Annotated in this window: 18 protein-coding genes; 14 read left to right on the top strand and 4 right to left on the bottom strand. The window is 63.1% G+C overall.

All coding sequences use genetic code 11. The features are described from left to right. The first annotated feature begins 29 nt into the window (after nucleotides 1-29). The 9 genes from PO883_RS25770 to PO883_RS25810 all read left to right on the top strand — a co-directional run bounded on the left by PO883_RS25770 (nucleotide 30) and on the right by PO883_RS25810 (nucleotide 8,410). A complete protein-coding gene (locus PO883_RS25770) occupies nucleotides 30-452 on the top strand; it encodes a thioredoxin family protein (protein WP_289312290.1) in 423 nt (140 codons plus the stop codon). 79 nt (nucleotides 453-531) lie between these two features. Then, nucleotides 532-897, top strand: a complete 366-nt coding sequence (locus PO883_RS25775) for a hypothetical protein (RefSeq protein WP_289312291.1) — start codon at nucleotides 532-534, stop codon at nucleotides 895-897. 255 nt (nucleotides 898-1,152) lie between these two features. Continuing rightward, complete coding sequence (locus PO883_RS25780; RefSeq protein WP_289312292.1) at nucleotides 1,153-1,938, top strand: hypothetical protein; 786 nt, start codon at nucleotides 1,153-1,155, stop codon at nucleotides 1,936-1,938. A 56-nt stretch (nucleotides 1,939-1,994) separates the two neighbouring features. After that, nucleotides 1,995-3,032 carry a tetratricopeptide repeat protein gene (locus PO883_RS25785; RefSeq protein ID WP_289312293.1) on the top strand — a complete coding sequence of 346 codons (1,038 nt, stop codon included), beginning with the start codon at nucleotides 1,995-1,997 and terminating at the stop codon, nucleotides 3,030-3,032. A 32-nt stretch (nucleotides 3,033-3,064) separates the two neighbouring features. Next, complete coding sequence (locus PO883_RS25790) at nucleotides 3,065-4,219, top strand: tetratricopeptide repeat protein (RefSeq protein WP_289312294.1); 1,155 nt, start codon at nucleotides 3,065-3,067, stop codon at nucleotides 4,217-4,219. 157 nt (nucleotides 4,220-4,376) lie between these two features. Then, nucleotides 4,377-5,429 carry a hypothetical protein gene (locus PO883_RS25795; protein WP_289312295.1) on the top strand — a complete coding sequence of 351 codons (1,053 nt, stop codon included), beginning with the start codon at nucleotides 4,377-4,379 and terminating at the stop codon, nucleotides 5,427-5,429. Nucleotides 5,430-5,460: 31 nt separating this feature from the next. Continuing rightward, complete coding sequence (locus tag PO883_RS25800) at nucleotides 5,461-6,318, top strand: DUF2059 domain-containing protein (protein WP_289312296.1); 858 nt, start codon at nucleotides 5,461-5,463, stop codon at nucleotides 6,316-6,318. Between the two features lie 68 nt (nucleotides 6,319-6,386). Beyond that, entirely contained in the window at nucleotides 6,387-7,346 is a 960-nt protein-coding gene (locus PO883_RS25805; RefSeq protein WP_289312297.1) for a hypothetical protein, read from the top strand. A 77-nt stretch (nucleotides 7,347-7,423) separates the two neighbouring features. Beyond that, on the top strand, nucleotides 7,424-8,410 hold the full coding sequence (locus PO883_RS25810; protein ID WP_289312298.1) for a hypothetical protein: 987 nt from the start codon (nucleotides 7,424-7,426) through the stop codon (nucleotides 8,408-8,410). Between the two features lie 119 nt (nucleotides 8,411-8,529). On the opposite strand, the gene PO883_RS25815 is transcribed toward PO883_RS25810, so the two are convergent. Further along, nucleotides 8,530-10,824, bottom strand: a complete 2,295-nt coding sequence (locus tag PO883_RS25815; RefSeq protein WP_289312299.1) for a xanthine dehydrogenase family protein molybdopterin-binding subunit — start codon at nucleotides 10,822-10,824, stop codon at nucleotides 8,530-8,532. A 69-nt stretch (nucleotides 10,825-10,893) separates the two neighbouring features. Then, complete coding sequence (locus PO883_RS25820) at nucleotides 10,894-14,022, bottom strand: EAL domain-containing protein (protein WP_289312300.1); 3,129 nt, start codon at nucleotides 14,020-14,022, stop codon at nucleotides 10,894-10,896. A gap of 417 nt (nucleotides 14,023-14,439) precedes the next feature. Here PO883_RS25820 and PO883_RS25825 point away from each other — a divergent pair, with 417 nt between their 5' ends. Together PO883_RS25825 and PO883_RS25830 are read left to right on the top strand one after the other, a co-directional pair. Continuing rightward, nucleotides 14,440-15,264, top strand: coding sequence for a hypothetical protein (locus PO883_RS25825; RefSeq protein WP_289312301.1), 825 nt, complete (start codon nucleotides 14,440-14,442; stop codon nucleotides 15,262-15,264). A gap of 228 nt (nucleotides 15,265-15,492) precedes the next feature. Next, nucleotides 15,493-15,999 (top strand): DUF1993 family protein, encoded by a 507-nt coding sequence (locus PO883_RS25830; RefSeq protein WP_167086889.1) that lies wholly within the window; start codon nucleotides 15,493-15,495, stop codon nucleotides 15,997-15,999. Nucleotides 16,000-16,058: 59 nt separating this feature from the next. On the opposite strand, the gene PO883_RS25835 is transcribed toward PO883_RS25830, so the two are convergent. Next, nucleotides 16,059-16,244 carry a DUF1289 domain-containing protein gene (locus tag PO883_RS25835; protein WP_229423505.1) on the bottom strand — a complete coding sequence of 62 codons (186 nt, stop codon included), beginning with the start codon at nucleotides 16,242-16,244 and terminating at the stop codon, nucleotides 16,059-16,061. A 7-nt stretch (nucleotides 16,245-16,251) separates the two neighbouring features. Next, nucleotides 16,252-16,821, bottom strand: coding sequence for a DUF1415 domain-containing protein (locus PO883_RS25840; protein ID WP_289312302.1), 570 nt, complete (start codon nucleotides 16,819-16,821; stop codon nucleotides 16,252-16,254). A gap of 471 nt (nucleotides 16,822-17,292) precedes the next feature. On the opposite strand from PO883_RS25840, the gene PO883_RS25845 reads away from it, so the two are divergent. From PO883_RS25845 to PO883_RS25855, 3 genes are all read left to right on the top strand, one after another. Continuing rightward, nucleotides 17,293-18,660, top strand: coding sequence for a transglycosylase SLT domain-containing protein (locus PO883_RS25845; RefSeq protein ID WP_289312303.1), 1,368 nt, complete (start codon nucleotides 17,293-17,295; stop codon nucleotides 18,658-18,660). Nucleotides 18,661-19,075: 415 nt separating this feature from the next. After that, nucleotides 19,076-20,482, top strand: coding sequence for a DEAD/DEAH box helicase (locus PO883_RS25850; protein ID WP_167086885.1), 1,407 nt, complete (start codon nucleotides 19,076-19,078; stop codon nucleotides 20,480-20,482). Between the two features lie 367 nt (nucleotides 20,483-20,849). After that, nucleotides 20,850-23,774, top strand: coding sequence for a PAS domain S-box protein (locus tag PO883_RS25855; RefSeq protein ID WP_289312304.1), 2,925 nt, complete (start codon nucleotides 20,850-20,852; stop codon nucleotides 23,772-23,774). Nucleotides 23,775-23,782: the final 8 nt, after the last annotated feature.

Genomic DNA, 23,782 nt, shown 5'->3' on the forward strand with positions numbered 1-23,782 from the left:
CCATCGTCGGGCGAGGTAGAATGCCGCTCATGCACAGCCACACACTCAATTCCGACAACCGCGACAGCATTGCGCAAGCGCTGGGCGGCGACCGTTGGATCGTCGCCTGCCTGTGCGCCGCGTGGTGCGGCACGTGCGCGTCGTACCGCGCCGCTTTCGAGGGCCTGGCCGCGCGCCACCCGGACAAGCACTTCGTCTGGATCGATATCGAAGACCAGGCCGAGGTGGTGGGCGATCTCGATGTCGACAACTTCCCTACCCTGCTGATCCAGCGCCATGACATGGTCACTTTCTTCGGCACCATGCTGCCCGACCCGGCCCTGGCCGAACGGCTGATCCAGGCCCAGGTAGCCCAATCGGACGAAGAACTGGCTGCCCAGGCGCGCAGCAGTGACGAGCGCCTCCTGTGGCAGCAGCAATGCAACCTGCGCACGCTGCTGCGGCGCGCCTGAAACACAAGAAACAAAGTGCGCTCGTTTGAGTCAAGTTAACTGCTCCGGAAGAGGGATAGCCGACCATGGCATAGCTTGGTTGACAACTTTTTTGAAGGCGCAGATGATGGACCACATGGAAGCCCGCATTGTCAAACTTGAGGCGGTGACAGAAAAAATTCTCGAACGTCTTGATAACGTTGAGCGCGATGTTGCCGTGATTCGTTCCAATTACGTCACCAAGGCAGACCTGGCGGCGGTGGAAGCCTCGCTGCGAGTATCGATAGCGACGCTGGAATCCTCGCTGAAAGTATCGATAGCGACGGTGGAATCCTCGCTGAAAGCATCGATAGCGGCACTTGAGGCAACCATGCTCAAATGGTTCGTCAGGACTGGCATCGCGCTGACCGGACTCTCCGTCGCCATGGCAGGCCTCGCCTTCGCCGCTGCAAAATTTGTCAACTAGCCGGCCCGCCACTCGAACCGTCTGCCCCATCCCCGCGAGCCGGGGATTTTTGACGCCCAAGGGCCGCACCCGGCCTTCTTCCCGACCTCGTATCACATTGCACTTGCACGAATATTGTCCTTAGAGCACCATTTACTGGTATTCTGTCGACCTCGTGTAATTATTGAAACTCTTCTAAAACGACATCGGGAGCGACGCCGGCCACAGCCTGCCGGCGCGCAACACCGCTGCCGGATTGGATCACTGCGCGCCCGAATGAACACTAAACGACTCTTCTGCCTGATCCTGACCGCCGCCCTGAGCGGCCACACCTTGGCCGCCGGCGCGCCCGCGGCCGCCAAGGCCGATGCCAAGCTCGCCCAAAGCGGCGCCGGCTTCGACGACTACTTCGACGCCCGCATGAAAGTGGCGCAGAAAGCCATGAGCGAGAAGCGCTACGCCAGCGTCAGGGAAGTGGTGCAGGAGCTCGAAAAAGCATTGACCCGGGTCGACCCGGCCTACGACGAGAAATCGCAATGGGCCTACGTGCTCGACTTCAAGCGCTTCGTCCTGTACGAAATGGGCGAGCAGGAAGCGGCGGTGGCCACCTGCCGCCAGAGCGTCGACGTGCTCGGCTCCAACGACTGGCCCTACCTGGCCGAGTTCAACGTGGTGCGCGCCGCGCGCCGCGCCTGCCACAACATGCTGGCCTATGAACAAAGCGCAGTGGCCACCAGCGTCGCCCATCACGAAGAAGCCATCGCCCAGATCGAACAGTGCTTCAAGACCGTCTCGCCGATCGAAGACGTCTCGGTGCTCGACAATTTTTACGAAACGCGCGCCACGGTGTATCTCAAAGCCAATACGGTGACCAAAAACAAATACCAGCAGCAACTGTTCGATACGCTGGTACGGGCCGACGCGCGCCAGCTTGCGCTTGACGAAGATCCGCAGTTTGCCAAGATCATGAAGACGCCCGCTTATCTGAATTTCAAGAAGGAATTCAAGAAGGATCGCAAAAACGCTTCCAGGAACACTTCCGACAACGAAGAATCGACCTGAGCTTCATCCACCTGACTGCCGCCGACACCATGCTCCTTTCCGCCCGCTCCGCCCTGATGAAAACCGCTATCGCCGCCGCCTGCCTGGCCATGTCGCTGGCCGCCCACGGCGCCGCACCCCAGCCGCCCGCGGACGACTCCGTGCGCGCCCGGATCGACAGCCTGGGCGACAGCACCATCGCCGCCCTGGTCGTCGAGCAGCGCTGGGCCGAGGTACTGCCGCTGGCGCGCGCCTGGACCCGCAGCAATCCGGGCTCGGCGCGCGCCTGGTACTACCTCGGCAAGGCCCAGCACCACCTCGACAAGACGGCCGAGGCCGAAACCTCGCTCAAGCGCGCCCTGGCCCTGGCCCCGGACGATGCCCAGACCCTCAACGAGCTGGGCATCATCGCCAACAGCCGCGACAAGCGCGAGGCGGCCATCAGCTACTACGAGCGCGCCCACAAGGCCGACCCGACCCTGCCGGCCGTGGCCGAGAACCTCGGCGCCGTGCTGGCCGCGTCCGGCAAGTACGAACCGGCCCGCGCCGCCCTGCTGAACGCCATCGAACTCGATCCGGCCAGCAGCTTCGCCTGGCACACGCTCGGCACCGTGCACGAGAAACTCGGCCAGATGCCGGAAGCCGAACAGGATTACCGCAAGGCGCTGGAACTGGCGCCGGCGCGCGAAAATACCGCCGTCGCGCTCGCCTCGCTGCTGCATGCGCAAGGCAAGTACGCCTACGCGCTGCAGGTCTACCGCACCGCCGTGCGCCAGCGCGCCGACGACCCGAGCGTGTGGCACGGCATGAGCAATTCGATGGCCTCGATCGGGCGTATCGACGACGCCGTCAACGCCAGCCGGCGCGCGATCCGCCTCGACCCCACCTACGCCGCCGCCTGGCACGGGCTGGGCGTGCGCTATCTGCAAAAACGCAATTTCGCCAAGGCGCTGATCGCCCTGAACAAATCGGTCGCCCTCGATCCGGGCTCGGCCAACGCCTGGACCAGCCTGGTGGTGCTGCACACCCTGCGCCAGGACCAGCCGGCACGGCGCAAGGCGCTCGACCGCCTGCGCAAGCTCGACCGCGCCGCCGCCGATAGCCTCGGCAAGTAACCCACCCACTTTTACCAGCAGACGCCCAACCAATGAACATCGCCCTCCGCCCCCTCCTCGCCAGCGTGGCTGTCGCCCTCTTTTTGTCCGGCTGCGCCAGCGCGCCGGCCACGGATGCCGCCAAGAGCACGCCCCAATACGGCGTGCTGGTCCAGAACGGCAAGCTGACCGAAGAAGGCGAACTGCGGCGCGACCTGGGCCTCGAACACTCGACCGCCGGACGCCACGCCGCCGCCTACACCCAGTGGCTGCCGCTGGCCGAACAGGGCCACAGCGAATCGCAGTTCAACCTGGGCCTGATGCTGCGCGACGGCCTGGGCGTGCCGGCCGACGCCGCCAAGTCGCTCGAATGGACGCGCAAGGCGGCCGCCGCCAACTATCCGGACGCCTACCTGGCGCTGGGCGTGCGCCACGCCAACGGTAGCGGCGTGGCCAAGGACCCGGCCGAGGCGCTGCGCCTGTGGCGCCAGGGCGCCGCGCTGGGCGACGCCAACAGCGCCTTCTACGCCGGCCAGGCCCTGTTCTTCGGCCTGGACGTGGCGCGCGACGGTCCCGGCGGCCTCAAGCTGCTGCTGCAGGCGGCCCAGGCCGACACGCCCAGCGTGCGTGCCCAGTCGATCCTCGGCATGATCTACCTGACCGGCGAGGAAGGCGTGCCGCGCGACTACGCCAAGGCGCGCCAGTGGCTGTCGCTGGCAGCGGCCGGCGAAGAAAGCCAGGCCCAGCACCACCTGGGCGTGATGTACCAGTTCGGCCGCGGCGGTCCGGCCGACCAGCGCAAGGCGGTGGCCTGGTACGAACGCGCCGCGCGCCAGGGCAATCCGGCCTCGCTCAACAACCTGGGCACCTTCTACAAGAACGGCAAGGTCTTGCCGAAAGACGTGAAGAAAGCGCTCGACTATTTCGGGCGCGCCCACGAGGGCGGCAACCTGGACGGCACGGTGAACCTGGGCGACATGCTGTTCGTGGGCCGCGGCGCCGCTGCCGACCGCGACAAGGCGGTGGCGCTGTACAAGCAGGCCGCCGAAGCGGCGCACGCACCTGGCCAGTGCCGCTACGCGCGCGCGCTGCGCCACGGCGAAGGGGTGGCCGCCAATGCCGACGAAGCGGCGCTGTGGCTGGCCAAGGCCAAGGCCGCGAAACAGGCCTGCGACACCCGGCTGCCGCTGGCGACGTTCCTGAAATAATCTTCCTCGCATCCGCAACCCGGCGCACGCGTGCGCCGATGGACCTGGGGCGCGGATGTGTGTACATTTTCATCATGGCCCAGTCCCGGACAGCGCCATCAGGCGCTTCACCGGTGTCGATGCCGGCGCCCGCCCCAACCTTCTCGACGAGAACGCCATGAACCCACAGTCTTCCCCAGACCTCATACCCGCCGCTGGCTTGTTCGCAGCCGCGGCCAACTATGGCGTTGCCGCGCCGCGCCCGCGCCTGCTGCTGGTGACGCTGATGCTGATCGCCCTGTGCATCGTGCTGGTCGCCGCGATCGACCTCGCCTTCCTGTCGGACCGGGTGAACTACACGCTCAGTGTGGCCGAGGAAACGACAGCTCCCTACGAAGCCCTGCGCGCCAGCGACATGAACACCATCCTGTTCATCGCGGCGCTGATGGGCGGCGTGCTGGCGCTGATCGCCTTCGGGCGCGGCTGGGCACGCTGGGTGTGGCTGCTGGTATGCATGCTGGCCGGCAGCGGGATGGCGCTGATGTGGGAGGCCGCGATGTTCGACTACGCGCCGGACGCGGCCATGGGCAAATTCGCCCTGTACCTGGTGTTTGCCGTGCTCACCTGCCTGCTGTTCGCGCCGTCGAGCAATGCGTGGTTCCGCCGCCTCAAGGAGCTGCGCAACAATCCGCGCCAACAGGCGGCAACGGCGCCGGCCAACCAAGGCGCCGCCCCGGCCGGCGGCCAGGCCTACCATCCCTACGCGCCGCCGGGCGCCTTGCCGCAGGCGGCGCCTGTGGCAATGGCGCTGCCGCCACGTCCCGTTGCCGCGACGCTGGGCCTGGCGCTGTGCGTGGCCGCCTCGCTGGCCGGCATGGTCCTCTCGGTGATCTACATGCCCGAGGTACTGGCCGCCCAGAGCGTGTCGCTCGCCTCGGGCTTGATGACGAACTTCGTGTACGCCAGCCTCGTCATCGGCACCCTCATCATGCTGCTGCTGATGTACTTTATCGCGCGCGCCTCGAACGTGGCACGCTGGATCTGGCTGGTGCTGGTCGTCATCGGCTTCATCAATTCCCTCAATGCCTTCAAGACGGCGTTCGTGGTGTCAACCCTGTACGGCTCGCTGTCGCTCACGAGCCAGTTCATCGTGCTGGCCGGGACGGTCCTGCTGTTCGTTCCCGCCTCCAACCGGTGGCTGCGCGACACCGCGCTGGCGCGCCGGCCGTAATCCACCTACCACTACCTGCAAAAGAACCTTCATGCGCACATCTTTATCTTCAGCAGTCCGCTTCGTCACCCACCTTGCCCTCGCCAGCCTGGTGCTGTGCCAGGCCGCCCAGGCGGCGCCGGCCACCGAAGCGAGCATACGCGAGTATTTCCGGCTCGCCGGCACCGAACGTCACTTGAGCATTTCGACCGAGGCGTTCAAGAAAGGCTACGAGGAGGACTGGCGCAAGGAAAGCGATCCGGTGCAAAAGGCCAGCAAAAAAATGGTCATGGACCACTTCAACGAGGTGGTCAGCACGAAAATGACCTGGGAAAAGCTGGAGCCGCTCGCCGTCGAGAGCTATCAGCAAGAGCTGAGCGACAGCGACGTGCAGGAAATGATCGCGCACGCCAACAGCCCGGCCGGCAAAGTGAGCAACCAGAAAATGATTCCGGCGCTGCTGGCGCAGTTGCCGGCAATCCAGCAATACATGACGGCGGTGCTGTCCGAGCTCACCAACCGCAAAGGGCCGCCCAAACCCCTCCCCGCCATGCCGGCGCCCGGAGCGAACGATGCGCTGCTGCAAACCTTCCTGCGCGCCATTCCTGGCGAAAAGGAAGAGTTCGAGGGGCGCATCGCGCCCACCGTGGACATGATGGCCAGCGCCCTCACCAGGAACGAAAGCGCCAAAAGCCGGGCCCGGATCGCACGCGCAGTGGCCAGCGTGAAAAAACGCCTCTCCTTCGACAACGTCACCGCCTTCAAGGCGCGCATGCTCGGCAATGCGCTCAGCGCCGACGAGATCAACTTGCTGATCGAAGACAACCGCCGCCCTGAACGCCAGGCACAGTTGCGCAAGGTGCGCCAGGCCGAGCAGGAATTCCAGGGGCGCATGATGGGCACCATGTAAGCGCGGCACGGCACGGCGGCGGCATCGCCCATCGATTCACCTTGTTTCAACCCTCACGAAAGCCTATCTTGCAACCACTGTTCACCACCATCGTGCGTTCGCTCGCGCAAGCATGCATCGTCACCCTGGCCCTGTCGCAGGCAGCCCACGCCGAACCGGCCACCAAGGAAAGCCTGCAGCGCTATTTCGAGGTCGCCAAATCCGAGCGCATCGCCGACACGGCGGCCAAAGCCATGCTGCGCAAGGAGGGCGGCGCCTTGCAGGCCGAGAACGACGCCAGGGAAAAGGCCAAGCTGACCGCGCGCTACGAGCGCCTGTACGGCATCGTGCGCAAGCATGTCGTCGCGACCGTGTTCGGACCGAAGGCCATCGCCGACTATCAGCAATACTTGCAGGAGTCGGATGTGAAAGACATGATCGTCATGGCGCAAAGCCCGTTCGGTCAAACCTTCCTCGAGAAGATCAACCCGGTACTGCAGATGCAACCGGCGGTGATCGATGGCTATGTGTCCAAGCGCATGCAGGAAATGAAAGCGCGCACGGACGACAGCGTACCGCCGCCCGTCGCGCTGCCGCAGCCGGCGGCCGGCTCGAAGGAAGCGCTGGCCCAGGCCATGATGCTCGAATGGCCAGGCGCGCGCGCGCAGTTCACCAAGGGCATGGCGCAGGTGGCCGACAAGTCGCTGGAACAGGCGGCATCGTTCGAGAGCCAGGGCAATGCCGACCTGGCCAAGCGCGTGCGCCGCTTCGCCACCGCGGTCCGCACCGAATTCAAGTTTGAAGAAGTGGCAGCCGCCCAGGCGCGCATGATCGCCGAGGAAATGAGCGAGGCGGACATCGTCGCGCTCACGGCCGAAAACAAGAATCCGGCGCGCTTCGCGCAACGCCACAATATCGAGCAGATCGAAGCGGAACTGATGGGCCGCGCGGGCGCCGCCCTGAAGTCGGAAGAGCTGAAGAAACAGCTCGCGGGCGAACAAGCCGCGGCCAAGCCGGCCAAGGCAGGCAAGAAGGCCGCCAGCAAATAACAGGCATGCGCACAGCGGCGGCCTCGCTTTCAGCGGGGGCCGCCTTTCAATAGTACCGACACCCCGGAAACCACGTTTTGCATACACCATTCATCAACGCCGCGCGCTCGCTCGCGCAGGCATGCATTGTCCTGCTGGCCCTGGCGCAAACCGCCCACGCCGCGCCAGCCACCGAAGAAGCCCTGCGCCGCTATTTCGAGATGGCCAACTCGGCGCGCATGGTCGTCGCCGCAACCGACGCGATGCTGGAGATCGAAGCCAGGCAGTGGCAGGACGAGAGCGATCCCAAGGAAAAGGCGAAACTCAAGGCCCGCTTCGAGCGCACCAGCGCCTTCGTCCGCCAGCAGGTTGCCTGGGACAAGATCGAACCGGTCGCCATCGAGAGCTACCAAAAACACTTGCAGGAGTCCGATGTGCAGGAACTGATCGCGCAGGCGCACAGCCCGCTCGGCCAGACGATCATCAACAAAGTCACGCCGGCGCTGCTGAAACAGCCGCCCGTGGTAGCGGCCTATATGGCCAAGCGCATCGAAGAAATCAGGGAACGCAAGGATGGCAGTGTGCCGCCTCATGTCGTGCCGCCCCAGCCGCCAGCCGGCTCGAAAGAGGCGCAGGCCCTGGCCATGATGCTCGGCTGGCCGGGCGCGCGCGATGACTTCGACAAGAACATGGCCGACATCGAAACGCGCGGACTGGAAATGGCTGCAGCGTTCAACGATGAGGCGACCGCCAGCATCGGCGAGGAACTGCGGCGCTTCTCCAAAGCGATCCGCAGCGAGATCAAGTTCGAAGAAATCGCCGCCATCGAGGCGCGCATGATCGCCGTCGAATTGAGCGAGGCGGAGATTGCCGCGCTGACCGAGGAGCACAACAATCCCGCGCGCGCGGCGCAGCGGATCAGGATCGGGCTGGCCGACGCCGAACTGATGGCGCGCATGAGCGCGTCGGTGCAGTCGAGCGACGCGTTCAAGCAGCTCGCCAACGCCGACAGCGACGAGGCGCCGGCCAAACCGGCCAAGCCGCGCAAAGCCGCCAGGGCAGGCAAAGCGCCCGCAAAAAAATGAGCATGTTGCGCACGCCCGTAATCAAAGCCGCGTAGGCGTGCCTCATCGCCCTGGCCAGGATGCCAGGAAGGCGTGCCGCACGCACAAGCCGGCGCGACCCAACTAAACGCGGGCGCCCGCTACGCCAGGCGCAGCGGCAGGCTGCGCAAGCGCTGCCCGGTCAGTTTGAACAGCGCATTGGCCACGGCCGGCGCGATCGGCGGCGTACCCGGTTCGCCCACGCCCTCGGGCGGCTCGGCACTCTTGATGATCACCGTCTCCACCTCGGGCGCGCTGTCGATGCGCAGCACCGGATAATCGCCAAAATTGCTTTGCTCGACGCGCCCGTTCTTGAGCGTGATCTCCCCTCCCAGCGCGGCCGACAGGCCAAACACCACCGCCGACTCCATCTGCTGCGCGATGATGTTCGGATTGACCGCCAGGCCGCAATCGATCGCACACACCACGCGGTGCACGCGGATCTGCTTGTCCGTCACCGACACCTCGGCCACCTGCGCCACGATGCTGCCGAACGACTGGTGCAGCGCCACGCCGTGCGCGCGGCCTGCCGGCGCCGTGCCGGCCTTGGCCAGGGCGGCATCGAGCACCGCCAGATGGCGCGGATGACGTGCCAGCAGCGCGCGCCGGAACGGCGCCCCATCCTGGCCGGCGGCATGCGCCAGTTCGTCGATGAAGCTCTCCTTGAAAAACGCGTTGTGCGAGTGGCCGACCGAGCGCCAGTAACCGAGCGGCACCTGGCTGTCGACGATCACGTGCACCACGCGCTGGTTGTCGATCTCGTACTGCATGTCGTACTCGCCTTCGGCCGTGGTCTTGTCCGGACCGATGCCGGGCAAGCCCAGGTTGCGCGGGAAATACTGGTGCCCGATCGAGCCGCTGACCGACTTGTTGTCGTAGCTGACGATGCCACCCCTGGCATCCACGCTGCCGGTGAAACGCGCCAGCGCGGCCGGACGGTATACATCGTGCGTCATGTCGTCCTCGCGCGACCAGACCAGCTGCACCGGCTTGCCGCCGGCCGCCATGGCGATGGCCACTGCCTGCGCCACCATGTCCACCTCCAGCCGGCGCCCGAAGCCGCCGCCCAGCAGCAGCACATCGACCGACACGTCGGCGCGGCTCACGCCCGCCACCTTGGCCGCCATGTCGACGCAGATGCTCGGCACCTGGGTCGAGGCCCACAGCATCACCTTGCCGCCCGCGACCTGCGCGGTGCAGTTCATCGGCTCCATGGTCGCATGCGCGAGGAAGGGCGCGCGGTATTCGGCGTGAATGGTCTCGACCTTGGTCTTGACCGCGCCCATGGCCTGCGCCACGTCGCCATTCGAGTAGTAGGTGAAACCCGACTCGGTATCGAGCGCGCTGGCGAACTGCCTGAAAATATCGGCGCTCGACAAACCGGCATTGGCGCCCTCGTTCCACTTGACGCCCAGCGCACCGATGGCCTGGCGCGCGCGCCAGTACGAGCTGGCGATCACCGCCACGCCCGCGCCGGCGCCGGTTTTGCCGGACAGCGCGGACGACACGTCGACCACCCCCGCCACGCCCGGCATCGCCTTCGCCCTGGCGGCATCGAACGAAGCAACCGTGCCGCCCACCACCGGCGACATCGTCAGCGCCGCATACAGCATGCCGGGCGGGCGCGCGTCGATCCCGAACATGGCGCTGCCATTGACCTTGGCCGGCGAATCGCGGCGCGCCTGGGGCGTGCCGATCAGAGTGAATTCGCCGGGCTCCTTGAGGCGCACGTCGGACGCGGCGATATCCAGGCCGGCCGCCGCCGCCTTCGCGGCCAGGCTGCCGTACGAGGCGCGCTTGCCGCCCGGGTGGACCACGAAGCCGCCCTTGCCCTTGCACTGCGCGGCCGGCACGCCCCATTCCTGCGCCGCCGCGGCGATCAGCATCGCGCGCGCGACGGCGCCCGCTTCGCGCATCGGCAGCCAGGCATCCTTGATGCTGCTCGACCCGCCGGTCATCATGATCCCCAGCTCGCGCGCGACTTTTGAAAGCATCCACTGCGCGCCTTCCTTGAGGCTGCCGCGATCATCGGGATGGAACGGCAGGTTCTCGCGCAGCACTTCGAGATTGCTGAAGATCTTGTCGATCGGCGCCTGGGTGATGCGCACCTGCGCCAGCGGCACGTCGAGCTCCTCGGCCAGCAGCATCGGCAGCGCGGTGTTCACGCCCTGCCCCATTTCGCAGCGCGGCACCACCACCGACACCGTGCCGTCGGGCGCGATCGCCACCCAGCCGTTCAGGGCCACCGCGCCGCCGGATACCGGCAAGGGCTGCGCCGTGTGCAGGCGCTGGCGCGGCGGCTGGATGCCCCAGCCCACCACCAGGGCGCCGCCGGCAGCGAGGCCGCCAAGCAGGAAACGGCGGCGGTTCTTGTTCTTTGGTGTGCTCTGGGTCATTGCATTCTCATGGCGTGCGCGGGGAATGGCACTGTAGCATGCCGCCCGCCCGGCGCGGGCGGCGCGTGTTTACGCCGGCAGGCGCGCCGGCCAGCGCGCCAGGATTGTCTCGGGCAGCTCGGGGCGGCTGTACAGGTAACCCTGCGCCTGGTTGCAGCCATGGCGCAGCAAGAAGGCGGCCTGCTCCTCGGTCTCGACGCCCTCGGCGATCACCGACAGGTTCATGCTCTTGCCAAGCTGGATGATGGCGATCGCGATGGCTTCGTCGTTCACGTCGGTCGAGATATCCTTGATGAAGCTGCGGTCGATTTTGAGCGTCTGCACCGGCAACTGCTTGAGGTAGGCCAGCGACGAATAGCCGGTGCCGAAATCGTCGATCGCCAGTCCCACGCCGATCGAATGCAGGTCGTTGATGAAGACCAGCGCGTCGCCGGTATTCATGATCACCGACTCGGTCACTTCGAGCTGCAGGCGCTGGGGCGCCAGGCCGGTCTCCTTGAGGATATCGGCCACCATGTTGACGATGCTGCCGCGCTCGAACTGCTTGACTGACAGGTTGACCGCGATTTTCGGCACGTGCAGGCCGGCCGCCTCCCAGCGGATCATCTGGCGGCAGGCTTCGTCCAGCACCCACTTGCCGAGCTGGTTGATGAAACCGGTGTCCTCGGCCAGCGGAATGAAGCGCACCGGCGGCACGTTGCCCAGTTCCGGATTATTCCAGCGCACCAGCGCCTCGACCCCGATCAGGCGGCCCGTATCGATTTCCACCTGCGGCTGGTAGTTGAGGAAGATCTCGTTCCTGTCGATCGAGCGGCGCAGCATCGCTTCCAGGCGCAGGCGCTCGACGCCCTCGCCCGTCATCGACGGCGCATAGAACTGGTAGCCATTGCGCCCGCGCGCCTTGGCCTGGTACATGGCCACGTCGGCATTGCGGATCAACATATTCAGGTCGGCCGCGTCGTCCGGGAACACGCTGATGCCGACGCTGCCGGTAACGAACAACTCGTAATCGGACACGATGAAGGGCTGCTCGAACATGGCCATCAGTTTTTCGGCCACCAGGCCGGCCCCGGCCTGGCCGCTGATGTTTTCGAGCAGGACGATGAATTCGTCGCCGCCCAGGCGCGCCAGGGTGTCGCCTTCGCGCAGCTTGCCCTGCAAGGCCGCGGCGACCTGCTTGAGCAGCTCGTCGCCGACGTGGTGGCCGAGCGTGTCGTTGACGTTCTTGAAGCGGTCCAGGTCGATGAACAGCACCGCCAGCTGCTGGCCGTCGCGCGCGGCGCGCTTGAGCGCGTGCAGCAGGCGGTCGTGGAACAGCAGGCGGTTGGGCAGCGCCGTGAGCGAATCGTGGTGCGCCATGTGATCGAGCTGCTCTTGCGATTCCTTGACCTTGGTGATGTCGCTGAACACGGCCACGTAGTGCGTGGTGACGCCTTGATCGTCGCGCACCGCCGACACGGTGAGCCACTGCAAATAGGTTTCGCCATTCTTGCGCGTGTCCCAGCGCTCGCCGCGCCAGAAACCCGCCTCGCCCAGTTCGGCCCACATCTGCTGGTACACGGCAGCGTTCTCGGTGGGCGAACGGGTCAGGCGCACATCCCTGCCGACCGCGTCGCGCTCGCTGAAGCCGGTGATCCGGCTGAAGGCCGGATTGACGGCGACGATGGCCAGGTCGACGTCGATCACCATGACGGCATCGGCGATGTGTTCGAGCACCGTGGCCGACAGGCGCAGTTTTTCCTCGGCCTCGCGCCGCTCGGTAATGTCGGCATAGACCCAGATGCTGCCGCCGTTGGGGCGCGCCGGGTCGAGCGCGCAGCCGCTCACGCGGCACCAGAAGAGGGTACCGTCTTGCTTCACGTACTGGCGTTCTTCGTTGTAGTCCTTGCCCTCGGCCAGGGCCGGGTATTGCTGCTCGCCGGCGCGCACGAATTCGTCGTGGCTCGGGTACAGGATGTCGGCCAGCTTGCCCGTCATCTCGCCGCTGGCGTAGCCGAACAGGTCTTCGCAGCGGCGATTGGCCGACACGATGCGGCGTTCGCGCACGAACATCACGCCGAACATGACGTTGTCGAGGATCGCGCTTTGCTCGGTCAGCAGTGCCTCGATGCGCATCTCGTTGTGTTTGCGTTCGCTGATGTCCGAAATGATCCCGTCCACCCACGATTTTTCGGGCACGGCACCCGCTTGCGGCTGGCCGTTCTCGGACACCCAGCGCTCGATGCCGCTGGCGTCGCTGATGCGGTATTCGATGTCGTACGGGCGTCCGCTGCTCATCGCTTCGCGTACGGTGCGGCTTTGCATGCGCCGGTCTTCGGGGCAGATCAGGTCCGACCAGGCGTCGGTCGTGCCGCGCATGAACAGCGCCGCCGGGTAGCCGGAAATGTCTTCGATGGCGTCGCTGACAAAATCGACCGAGCCGCCCGGACGCACCCGGAACACCGCACCGGGAACCTGGGTGACGATGGTGCGAAAGCGCTCCTCGCGCCGGCCGATGTCCTCGAACAGGTGCTTGATGGCGACCCGCATCTGCTCCATCTGCTTGGCCAGGCGGCCCAGTTCATCGCTGCCTTCGAGGTCCAGGCGCGTCTCGAAGTCGCCGTGCGAGAGGCGGTCGGAAAACTTCATCAGCTGGCGCAGCGGCACCAGCAGGCGCTTGTTGAGGAACAGGACGATCAGGGCCAGCGACACGGCCAGCTGGAACGCCAGCACGAAGGCATAGTTGGACTGCTTGCTGCGCAATTCCTGCTGGCTGCGGGCGTCGTCCATCTCGACCACCACCACGCCAATGCGCTCGCCGCGCACCAGGATGTCGCGCTCGGCGCGGTAGATATGGCCCACCGGACGCTGGGCCGAGTGGACGTTCATGAACTGGGCGTCGGACTGGCCGATCACCTGGATGTGCAGCACCGACGGATCGCGCATCACCGATTCGACCAGCGACTGGGCCGACTCGGCATTCATGTTCCAGAGCGACTCCTGCATGCCGAGGGCAAGGATGTCGGCATTGCGGCGCAGCGATTCGTTGAGCACCGCCTTGGCCGCCGCCCGCTCCTGCACTCCGATCAGCACGTAGCTGCCGATGATGGCGGGAATGACCAGTCCGCCGACAACGACCAGCATCAGCGCGCCATAGATCGACAGTCCGTACAGCTGGCTCAGCTTGGTACGGAAACGTTGGTAGGCCGTGCTAAGCATGCAGCGAGTCTGAAAGCATACGGGAAGATGTTTGAATGATAAGTTAGATAATAAATGTTTTCTACACGGAATTATGCACGGAAGCCCTCGCCAAGTCATCAACAGCACGGGAGGATGAGGCGTTTTAGTGACGACAAGCTAAAAAGATGGCGAGCACGCTTAGCTCCTATGCTAAGAATACGTCAACTTGACTTGTTAAATTTGCAATAAATCTATTATTTTACTCCGCAAGACTGATAGGGCATTCCAAAGAATTCGTCTAACCGTAGGAAAACGGTGTGTGCGCAGGGAAGTTCCTCGTCACCACCGCGAACAATTCCACAATGAAATTAATTATCAATATATAAAAATAGGCAAATTTAGGGCAAAGACCAGCAAAGTGAGCTAGAATTTTACGGTCAATTCCAACAAAAAGGTGTGCAAATTATGAAAGTTTGCGTTTTTTGCGGCAAAAGTCCTCCAGAAGTAAAAATCACTAGAGAGCACGTCTTACGCAACCGATTTAATAAGGTATTCACACACGCTTGGGGGGAAATGGATTGGAATCAAAAATATGTAGATAAGACAACCGGAGAATTTATTGTCGTAAACAGAAAGATACCGCAAAGCCCGTTCGATCAAACAATCAATGACGTATGTAAAATATGCAACGAAGGATGGCTAAATGTGCAAGTTGAGCAGCCTGTGGAAAAATATTTAGACTGCATGGTATTAGGAAAGGATGTAAAAGTAGACGTCGAGGCATGTGCTCTACTGTCGCGGTGGAGTGCAAAGACAGCAGCAGTTAGGGGTTTAGTCGATCCGCCACCCTATGCCACCACCGCTGAAGAATTTCGTTGGCTAATGGAGGAATTGAAGCCCATCCCAAATACTCACATATGGCTAGGCAGATCGGAAGCTAGGACAAAAACCTACGTTCGCCACCTTAAGTTAAAACACGTATGTTCATATGTCTATATGCCTCGCATGCCGACTACGTATGGACATCTCACGACAATAGCCATTGGGAATATGGTGGTGTTTGTTCTGGCATGCAGCTCTACAAAAATGTTTAATGAATTACAAATGACCGTCAACGAATTTAAAAAGGCACCATTAAAGAAAATTTACCCAGAAGGATTAAATTTCAACTTCCACGATCTTCCAGAAATCAGCCATTCCTGGGTAGTCCATTTAAGTAGCACTACAAATGATGCTAAACCGAAGCCGCTGGTAGTTTGGTTCGCCGGCGCGGATATTTGACCAAGTCATAAGTAATTCTCACAAGATACGCCATGAGCATCAAGCTGCAAATCCAGGAAAAATCGATCTGCATCGACACCAGCCCTGAGGCCTCCAGGACGCTTTCTGGATTGGGCGCTAGGAAGACAGAACCCGGAAGCACAACGATGTATGGAAAAATAGACAGCCGCTCAGCGCGAATCCCGCCAACTTGCTATCATCGCAGCACTTTTCTAAAAGGGATTCCCAATGACTTTTTCCATGTACGACGCCTCGGTACCCGTTTTCAAGCAGATCCTGACCAGCCTGTCGGCCATCATCGACAAGGCCGAAGCCCACGCCACCGAAAAGAAAATCGAACCGGCCGCCCTGCTGCAAGCACGCCTGTATCCGGACATGTTCCCCTTCCTGCGCCAGGTCCAGGTCGCCGCCGACTTCGCCAAGGGCTGCTGCGCCCGCCTGGCCGGCGTGGACGTGCCGCGCTATGAAGATACCGAGCAGACGTTCGCCGAACTGAAGGAACGCATCGCCAAGACGCTGGCATTCATCAACGGCTTGCCGCAGGACGGCATCGAAGCGAGCGCGCAGCGCGACATCAGCACCAGCAGCGGCGCCAACGCCAAGCAGTTCAAGGGCCAGGTCTACCTGGTGCACTACGCGCTGCCGCACTTCTATTTCCACGCCACCACCGCCTACGCGATCCTGCGCCATAACGGCGTGGAAGTGGGCAAGAAGGATTTCATCGGCGCGTTTTAAGCCGCGTACCTATATATATGCAGCAAGGGGAGCCGCGCGGCTCCCCGACCCGGCAGCGATCAGGTATTGCGGCGCGGGTAGCCTTGCGCCAGGATGCGGACCCACACCACTTCCTTGTCGGCGTCGCTCATCGACACCCAGTGCGCCACTTCCACCACGCTGCGTCCGCAGCCGCGGCAAATCTCGTCGAAGGTGGTCGAGCAGACCGCGACACAGGGCGTGTCCGGCCGTTCAGGCGGCTTCATGGCACCCTCACTTGGCGGGGCCGACATCGAGCGCATCCCAGCCGTCATGGCCGAGTTTTTCCATGGTTTCAATATTCTTGTCGAAGATCTCAGATGCTTCCGGGAAAGCCTCGACCGCCCGTTCGATACTGTCTTCGCGCAGCAGGTGCAGGATGGGATAGGGTGCGCGGTTGGTAAAGTTGCTGATATCGTTGATATCGGTGTCCGCGAACTGGTAGTGCGGATGGAAACTGGCCACCTGCAATTCGCCATCGAGCTGCATGTCTTCCAGCGCGGCATCGGCGACGTCGAGAAATTCGTTGTAGTCGAGGAAATCGCCCAGCACGAAGGGATGGATCAGCAGGGTGGTGTCGATCTCTTCCGGGTCGGTATCGGACAGCAGTTGCAATTCATTCATCAGGGTTTCGAGCAAGACTTCCGGCGTGGTCGCGCTCGACACGACGTAGCGTACTTGCTTTTTCACATGAACGGCCTTGGCGAACGGGCACAGATTGAGCCCGATGACCGCTTTTTCCAGCCATGTTTGGGTAGCGGCAATGATCTGCTCATCGTCGGCGTTCAGATTGGGGGTGCTCATGGTGATGCTTTCACTAATAGAAGAAACGCGGAACGCGAAACCCAAATTGTACGCACTCTTTGCGCCACCTCATAGCTGCGCCCGCGCGCGGGCGTAGTTTAGAGGCCGACACAAGGAACGCGGCCCACGCCGGCAGCGCCCCGGTTTTGGTATTGTTCCCGCGCCCGTCGCGCCCGCCCCTGCCGGCCCCGCGCGGCGCTCTCCGGTGCATCCCTGCCATAGGAGAAAATCATGCATACCCCCGGGGAGTACCTGAAGCAAACCCGTCCATACACTGATGGCATCCTGGCACCTTCAAGGCATACTCCCGGCAATTGGTCTTTTCCGATGCAACAATATTGGCCGAAAGTGTTATCAAAATATTTGCCGCGCACACAGACATTTGACTTGACTCAAACGATAAGTGGTACGTACACTCCGACCTTATCTATTCGTCTGTCCGGCTGTTTTCGGACCCAACAATGGAACGCTATGCAAAAAACGATACGCAATACCGCTTCACTTGCCACCCTCGTTCTGATGCTCGCGCCTGCGCTCAGCTACGCGGCCGACTCCGTCTCAAGCAACGTTGCGCCGCTCGCGCCGACGGTCAAGCCCGCGCCAGCCCCGCTCCAGCCCTTCCCCGCCGTCAAGGCAGATGAATACAAGGAAGCCGACGTCTGGGGCCGTATCCGCACCGGCTACGCCATTCCCGACATCGAAAACGAGCTGGTAAGCAAGCACGTCAAGTGGTACAGCACCCGTCCCGACTATATTGCCCGCACCTCGGCGCGCGCCTCGCGCTACCTGTTCCACGTGGTCCAGGAACTCGAGAAGCGCAATATGCCGACCGAGCTGGCCTTGCTGCCGATTATCGAATCGGCCTTCAATCCGCAAGCGTATTCCAAGGCCAACGCCGCCGGCATGTGGCAGTTCGTGCCCGGTACCGGCAAGGATTTCAATCTCAAGCAAGACATGTTCAAGGATGAGCGGCGCGGCGTGCTGGCCTCGACCGATGCCGCGCTGAGCTATCTGCAGCGCCTGTACGGCATGTTCGGCGACTGGCCGCTGGCCCTGGCCGCCTACAACTGGGGCGAAGGCAATGTCCAGCGCGCCATCAAGAAGAACCAGGCGCTCGGCAAACCGACCGACTACGAAAGCCTGTACGAGCACATGCCGGCCGAAACGCGCGAATACGTGCCGAAACTGCAGGCGGTCAAGAACATCATCGCCAATCCGGCCCAGTACCACGTATCGCTGCCGATCATCAACAACACGCCCTACTTCACGACGGTCGACAAGACCAGCGACATCGACCTGACCATCGCGGCCCAGCTGGCCGAACTGTCGGTCGAGGAATTCAAGGCGCTCAATCCGCAATTCAACCGTCCGGTCATCACCGGCGGCGAGCAGACCAAGATTCTGTTGCCACAGGAGAATGCGGAAAAATTCCACCTGAACCTGGCGCAATGGGGCCGCGCCCTGTCGACCTGGACCACGCACAAGATTACCGGCGCCAAGGACAGCATCGCGTCGCTGGCCTCGCGCTTCGGCACCACCCCGGAAGTGATTCGCCAGGCTAACAATATTCCGGCGGCAAGCCGCCTGAAGGCCGGTTCCACCATCCTGGTGCCGAAAATCTCGACCTCGGCGCAGTCCGATATCGCCGAGCACGTCGTCGACAACGCGGTGATGGCCTTTGAAGCCGAACGCGCCGGCCGCCGCGCCGGCCACGCCGAAAAGCAGACCAACGCCCAGCGCCTCAAGGGCAAGGTCGCCGAACTGAAAACGCGCGTCTCCGGCCGCAACGCCAAGAGCGCAGCCAACGACACCCCGCGCTACAAACGGCGCGGCGGCTGAGCCGTACTGGCGGGCGCCTGCGGTGCGCCCGCCATGCCGGTTTATCTACCAAGACTTCCCCGGTAAATCCAGCGTTTTGATACACACTATTCGGATTTACCTATACAACTACAGTGAAACTACTGTATAGTGTTGTTTGTGCGCTGCAATACGTTTCTCGCAATCAGTCTGAAGCGATGGCCCTTGGCAGTAACAAAGAAGTAAAACTAGCAGCTTCGCAAGCCTAGGCGTATCCCACGGATACCCTCAATAAAGCCCTCCCGCCTTGTGTGTCGCACCTGACACCGTCCCGGCGCAAAGCTTTTGTGCCGAAATTTCTTTCATCCTGAGTCATTTCGTTGTGTTGGTTGGCGTTGCTATTTTGCGCTCGGAGCATGTGCTCGGGCGCTGATCTATACCGAAAGAAAAGAACATAATGAGTTTTGAAGCATTAGGCCTCCACGCGTCTATCGTAAAAGCAGTAACCGATGCCGGTTACACCGTTCCGACCCCAGTTCAAGAGCAGGCTGTTCCTGCCGCCATCAGCGGCCGCGACCTGCTGGTATCGTCGCAGACCGGTTCCGGCAAGACCGCAGCATTCATGCTGCCAGCACTCCACAAATTCGCCGTTGCCGAGCAATCGCAGGCGTCCAAGAACGCAGCCCAGGAAGCGCAAAATGCGCGTGCCCGCGGCGAGCGTCCACGTTTCAAAGCTGCACAGCCTAAAATGCTGGTGCTGACCCCGACCCGCGAACTGGCACTGCAAGTGACCAGCGCGACCGAAAAATACGGCACCCAGATCCGCCGTATCAAGGCCGTGTCGATCCTGGGCGGCATGCCTTATCCTAAACAGATGCAATTGCTGGCACGCAACCCGGAAATCCTGGTCGCTACCCCCGGCCGTCTGATCGACCATATGGAATCGGGCAAGATCGATTTCTCGGAACTCGAAATCCTGGTGCTGGACGAAGCCGACCGCATGCTGGACATGGGTTTCATCGACGACATCGAAAAAATCATCGCCGCCACCCCGGCCAACCGCCAGACGATGCTGTTCTCGGCCACGCTCGACGGCATGGTCGGCAACATGGCGCGCCGCATCACGACCGACCCGATGATCATCCAGATCGCCGGTTCGGCATCGAAGCACGAAAACATCGTGCAGCGCGTGCACTTCGTGGACGACCTGTCGCACAAGAACCGCCTGCTCGACCATCTGCTGCGCGACGAAACGCTGGACCAGGCTGTTGTGTTTACCGCCACCAAGCGTGACGCCGACACCATCGCCGACCGCCTCAACATCGCCGGTTTCTCGGCCGCCGCACTGCATGGCGACATGCACCAGGGCGCGCGTAACCGCACCCTGGACGGCCTGCGCCGCGGCCAGGTCCGCGTGCTGGTCGCGACCGACGTTGCCGCCCGTGGTATCGATGTCCCGAACATCACCCACGTGTTCAACTACGACTTGCCGAAGTTCCCTGAAGACTATGTGCACCGTATCGGCCGTACCGGCCGTGCCGGCCGCAATGGCCTGGCGATCTCGCTGGTGAACCATGCCGAAGGCATGAACGTCAAGCGCATCGAGCGCTTCACCAAGCAACTCATTCCGGTCAACGTGATCGAAGGCTTCGAGCCGAAGAAAACCGCGTCGGCGCCACGTTCGGCAGCCCGTCCAGGCAGCTGGAAACCAGGCGACAACCGCGGCGGCGCCAAGCCAGGCCAGCGCACCTTCAGCAAGCCGGGCGCAGCACCCCGCAAGGAAGGCGCCACCGGCGGCGGCTACAAGGGTTCCAACCCGCGTCCCGCTTCCGAGCGCACCCGCAGCTCGTACGGCGACCGTTAATGGCCGGCCCGGGCGGCGTGTAGCCCCCGGGTAAGCAGCGTCCGCCCTTGCCGATACCGGCCAGGCCGGACAGTCGCACACAACAGCCTCCGCTCGCGGAGGCTGTTGTTTTTTCAGCGGCGTCAAAACGCCGCTCTCCGGCATCCGGACCTGATAACTGGCGACGCAACGAAACTTTTTCTATATTGCTACTCAGCTAGAACTTTGATGAGTGTAACGATAGGTTACTGCTATACTTTTACCGTACGTACATTTCTCGCCGTGCTGGCAAGCTCCTTCCTCAGCCCTTCGGCAAGCCTGTTTCGCAGTTGCGAGTGCGCCATTTCGTGCCACAGACTGAGCAAAAGTCGTTCACGCGAAAGCGCACATGCATACGCCAGGGTTTGAGATTGGCACGATCGAGCACAAATTAATCACAGAAGGCAATATTGAATTCCGGCGCCAGGAAAGCTTGCTCAAGACGGGCGCTTTACAGAATGCCATTTTCAACAGCGCCTATTTCTCCAGCATCGCCACCGATGAAAAGGGGGTGATCCAGATTTTCAACGTGGGCGCCGAGCGCATGCTGGGCTATGCCGCGCTGGACGTCGTCAACCGGATCACCCCGGCCGACATTTCCGATCCGCTGGAAGTGATCGCGCGCGCCAAGGCCCTCAGCGAGGAACTGGACACGCCCATCACGCCCGGCTTCGAGGCGCTGGTCTTCAAGGCTTCGCGCGGCATCGAAGATATCTATGAACTGACCTACTTCCGCAAGGATGGCAGCCGCTTTCCGGCGGTGGTCTCGGTGACGGCGCTACGCGACGATCACAACGCCATCATCGGTTATCTGCTCATCGGCACCGACAATACCGCGCGCAAGCAGGCCGAAGAAGCGCTGCTCAAGGCCGGCGCGCTGCAAAGCGCCATTTTCAACAGCGCCAATTTTTCGAGCATCGCCACCGACGCCAAGGGAGTGATCCAGATCTTCAATGTCGGCGCCCAGCGCATGCTGGGCTACACGGCGCTGGAAGTGATGAACACGATCACGCCGGCCGATATTTCCGATCCCCAGGAAGTGATCGCGCGCGCCAAGGCGCTCAGCCTGGAGCTGGAGACGCCGATCACGCCGGGCTTTGAAGCGCTGGTGTTCAAGGCCTCGCGCGGCATTGAAGATATTTACGAACTGACCTATGTGCGCAAGGATGGCAGCCGCTTTCCGGCCATCGTCTCGGTCACCGCCCTGCGCGATGCGCACGACGACATCATCGGCTACCTGCTGATCGGTACCGACAATACTGCCCGCAAGCAAGTCGAGGCTGCGCAGGCGCTGCTCGACCAGCGCCTGCGCGACCAGCAGTTCTACACCCGTTCACTGATCGAGTCCAATCTCGACGCCCTGATGATGACCGACCCGCAAGGCATCATTTCGGACGTGAACCAGCAAATGGTCGCCCTCACCGGGCGCACCCGCGATGAACTGATCGGCGCTCCCAGCAAGAAGTTCTTTACCGACCAGACGCAGGCCGACGCGGCCATCAAGCGCGTCCTCCAGGAAAACAAGGTCACCGATTACGAGCTCACCGTGCGTGCCCTCAACGGCGTCGAAACCGTGGTGTCGTACAACGCCGCCACCTTCCATGACCGCGACCGCAAGCTGCAAGGCGTGTTCGCCGCCGCGCGCGACGTCACCGAGCGCAAGCGCTTCGAGCACACGCTGGAAGTGAAGAATATTGAACTGGAACGGGCCAGCCGCATGAAGTCCGAATTCCTGGCCACCATGTCGCACGAGCTGCGTACGCCGCTCAACGCCATCATCGGCTTTTCCGAAGCACTCAAGGACGGTTTCATCGGCCAGACCAGCGCACTGCAACACGAATGCGCCGGCGACATTTTCAGCAGCGGCCTGCACTTGCTGTCGCTGATCAACGACATCCTGGACTTGTCGAAAGTCGAAGCCGGCATGATGGCGCTCGAACTCGATGCCGTCGACCTGCACGCCCTGCTGCCGGACAGCCTGACCATCGTACGCGAAAAAGCGGCGGCCCAGAACATCGCGCTGAGCCTGGAGGTCGGCGCCGACCTGGGCATGCCGCAACTGGACATCCGCAAGACCAGGCAGATTGTCTACAACCTGCTCTCGAATGCCGTCAAATTCAGCGCCCATGGCGGCGCCGTCACCTTGCACGCGCGCCGCGTGGCGCGCCGTGCGGTCGGCCAGCTTGCCGGGCGCTGGCCGGTGCACAGCTTCCCCCTTGCCGACAACGAGTACAAGGACTTTCTGGAACTGTGCGTCAGCGACAGCGGCATCGGCATCTCGGAGCCGGACATGGCGACCCTGTTCCAGGCCTTCAGCCAGATCGACAGCAGCCTGGCGCGCAAATTCGAGGGTACCGGCCTCGGCCTGGCGATGGTCAGGCAGCTGGCCGAGCTGCAGGGCGGCACGGTAGCGGTCGCCAGCTGCGCGGGAGAAGGATCGCGCTTCGCCGTCTGGTTGCCGCTGCGCGCGCTGGTGCCGGGAGCGCGCCCTGCGCTGCACGGCGGCGCCGCCCCGCCAGCGCCCGCGCCAGCGAGCATCCCGGCCGCGCCGCCGGTCCAGGCAGAACGGGTCGCCCTGGTGGTCGAAGACAACGACCAGGCCGCGGCGCTGGCGCGCCTGCTGCTCGAAGCGGAAGGCTTTACCGTGCTGTGCGCGGCGAGCGCCGAGCAGGCGCTGGAGCTGGCGCCACGCCAGGCGCTGAGCCTGATCACGCTCGACATCGGCTTGCCGGGCATGGATGGCTGGCAGTTGCTCCAGCGCCTGCGCGAGAACCCGGCGCTGGCGCGGGTGCCGGTGGTGGTCATTTCCGGTATCGCCGATACCAGCCTGGCCTTGTCCGGGGGCGCCGCCGCCATGTTGCAAAAGCCTGTCAGCCGTGCCCAGTTGCAAGCCTCGCTGAGCGGCCTGGGCTTGCAGCCATCGCTGGAACGGACCCACACCGTGCTGGTGGCCGAGCACGACCCCAAGGCGGTCGAAGCCATCGCCGGCTTGCTGCCCAGTCCCGCGTATGCGATCGTGCGCGCCTACACCGGGAGCGAGGCCATTTTCCTGGCCCGGCATATGCGTCCGGACCTGATCCTGCTTGACCTGATGCTGCCGGATATGAACGGGGTCGATGTGGCCGAGGCGCTGCAGCGCGATCCTGCCACGGCGCGCATTCCGATCCTGGTCGGCGCGGCGGCGCAGGCAGGCGAGCCGCCGCGCGCCGAAAAACGCGGCCTCGACCAGGCCCGCTTCGTCGTCGAAGTGCGGCGCGCCCTGCTTTCGCAGTAAAGAGGACC

The sequence above is a fragment of the Massilia sp. DJPM01 genome (assembly GCF_030348125.1).
GTDB classification, from domain to species: Bacteria; Pseudomonadota; Gammaproteobacteria; order Burkholderiales; family Burkholderiaceae_D; genus Telluria_A; species Telluria_A frigida.

Bases quoted from the DNA above. Each gene is read 5' to 3' on its own strand.
- PO883_RS25770 (WP_289312290.1), top strand. From the start codon at position 30: ATGCACAGCCACACACTCAATTCCGACAACCGCGACAGCATTGCGCAA.
- PO883_RS25780 (WP_289312292.1), top strand. From the start codon at position 1,153: ATGAACACTAAACGACTCTTCTGCCTGATCCTGACCGCCGCCCTGAGC.
- PO883_RS25785 (WP_289312293.1), top strand. From the start codon at position 1,995: ATGAAAACCGCTATCGCCGCCGCCTGCCTGGCCATGTCGCTGGCCGCC.
- PO883_RS25790 (WP_289312294.1), top strand. From the start codon at position 3,065: ATGAACATCGCCCTCCGCCCCCTCCTCGCCAGCGTGGCTGTCGCCCTC.
- PO883_RS25795 (WP_289312295.1), top strand. From the start codon at position 4,377: ATGAACCCACAGTCTTCCCCAGACCTCATACCCGCCGCTGGCTTGTTC.
- PO883_RS25800 (WP_289312296.1), top strand. From the start codon at position 5,461: ATGCGCACATCTTTATCTTCAGCAGTCCGCTTCGTCACCCACCTTGCC.
- PO883_RS25815 (WP_289312299.1), bottom strand. From the start codon at position 10,824: ATGACCCAGAGCACACCAAAGAACAAGAACCGCCGCCGTTTCCTGCTT.
- PO883_RS25820 (WP_289312300.1), bottom strand. From the start codon at position 14,022: ATGCTTAGCACGGCCTACCAACGTTTCCGTACCAAGCTGAGCCAGCTG.
- PO883_RS25830 (WP_167086889.1), top strand. From the start codon at position 15,493: ATGACTTTTTCCATGTACGACGCCTCGGTACCCGTTTTCAAGCAGATC.
- PO883_RS25835 (WP_229423505.1), bottom strand. From the start codon at position 16,244: ATGAAGCCGCCTGAACGGCCGGACACGCCCTGTGTCGCGGTCTGCTCG.
- PO883_RS25840 (WP_289312302.1), bottom strand. From the start codon at position 16,821: ATGAGCACCCCCAATCTGAACGCCGACGATGAGCAGATCATTGCCGCT.
- PO883_RS25845 (WP_289312303.1), top strand. From the start codon at position 17,293: ATGCAAAAAACGATACGCAATACCGCTTCACTTGCCACCCTCGTTCTG.
- PO883_RS25850 (WP_167086885.1), top strand. From the start codon at position 19,076: ATGAGTTTTGAAGCATTAGGCCTCCACGCGTCTATCGTAAAAGCAGTA.
- PO883_RS25855 (WP_289312304.1), top strand. From the start codon at position 20,850: ATGCATACGCCAGGGTTTGAGATTGGCACGATCGAGCACAAATTAATC.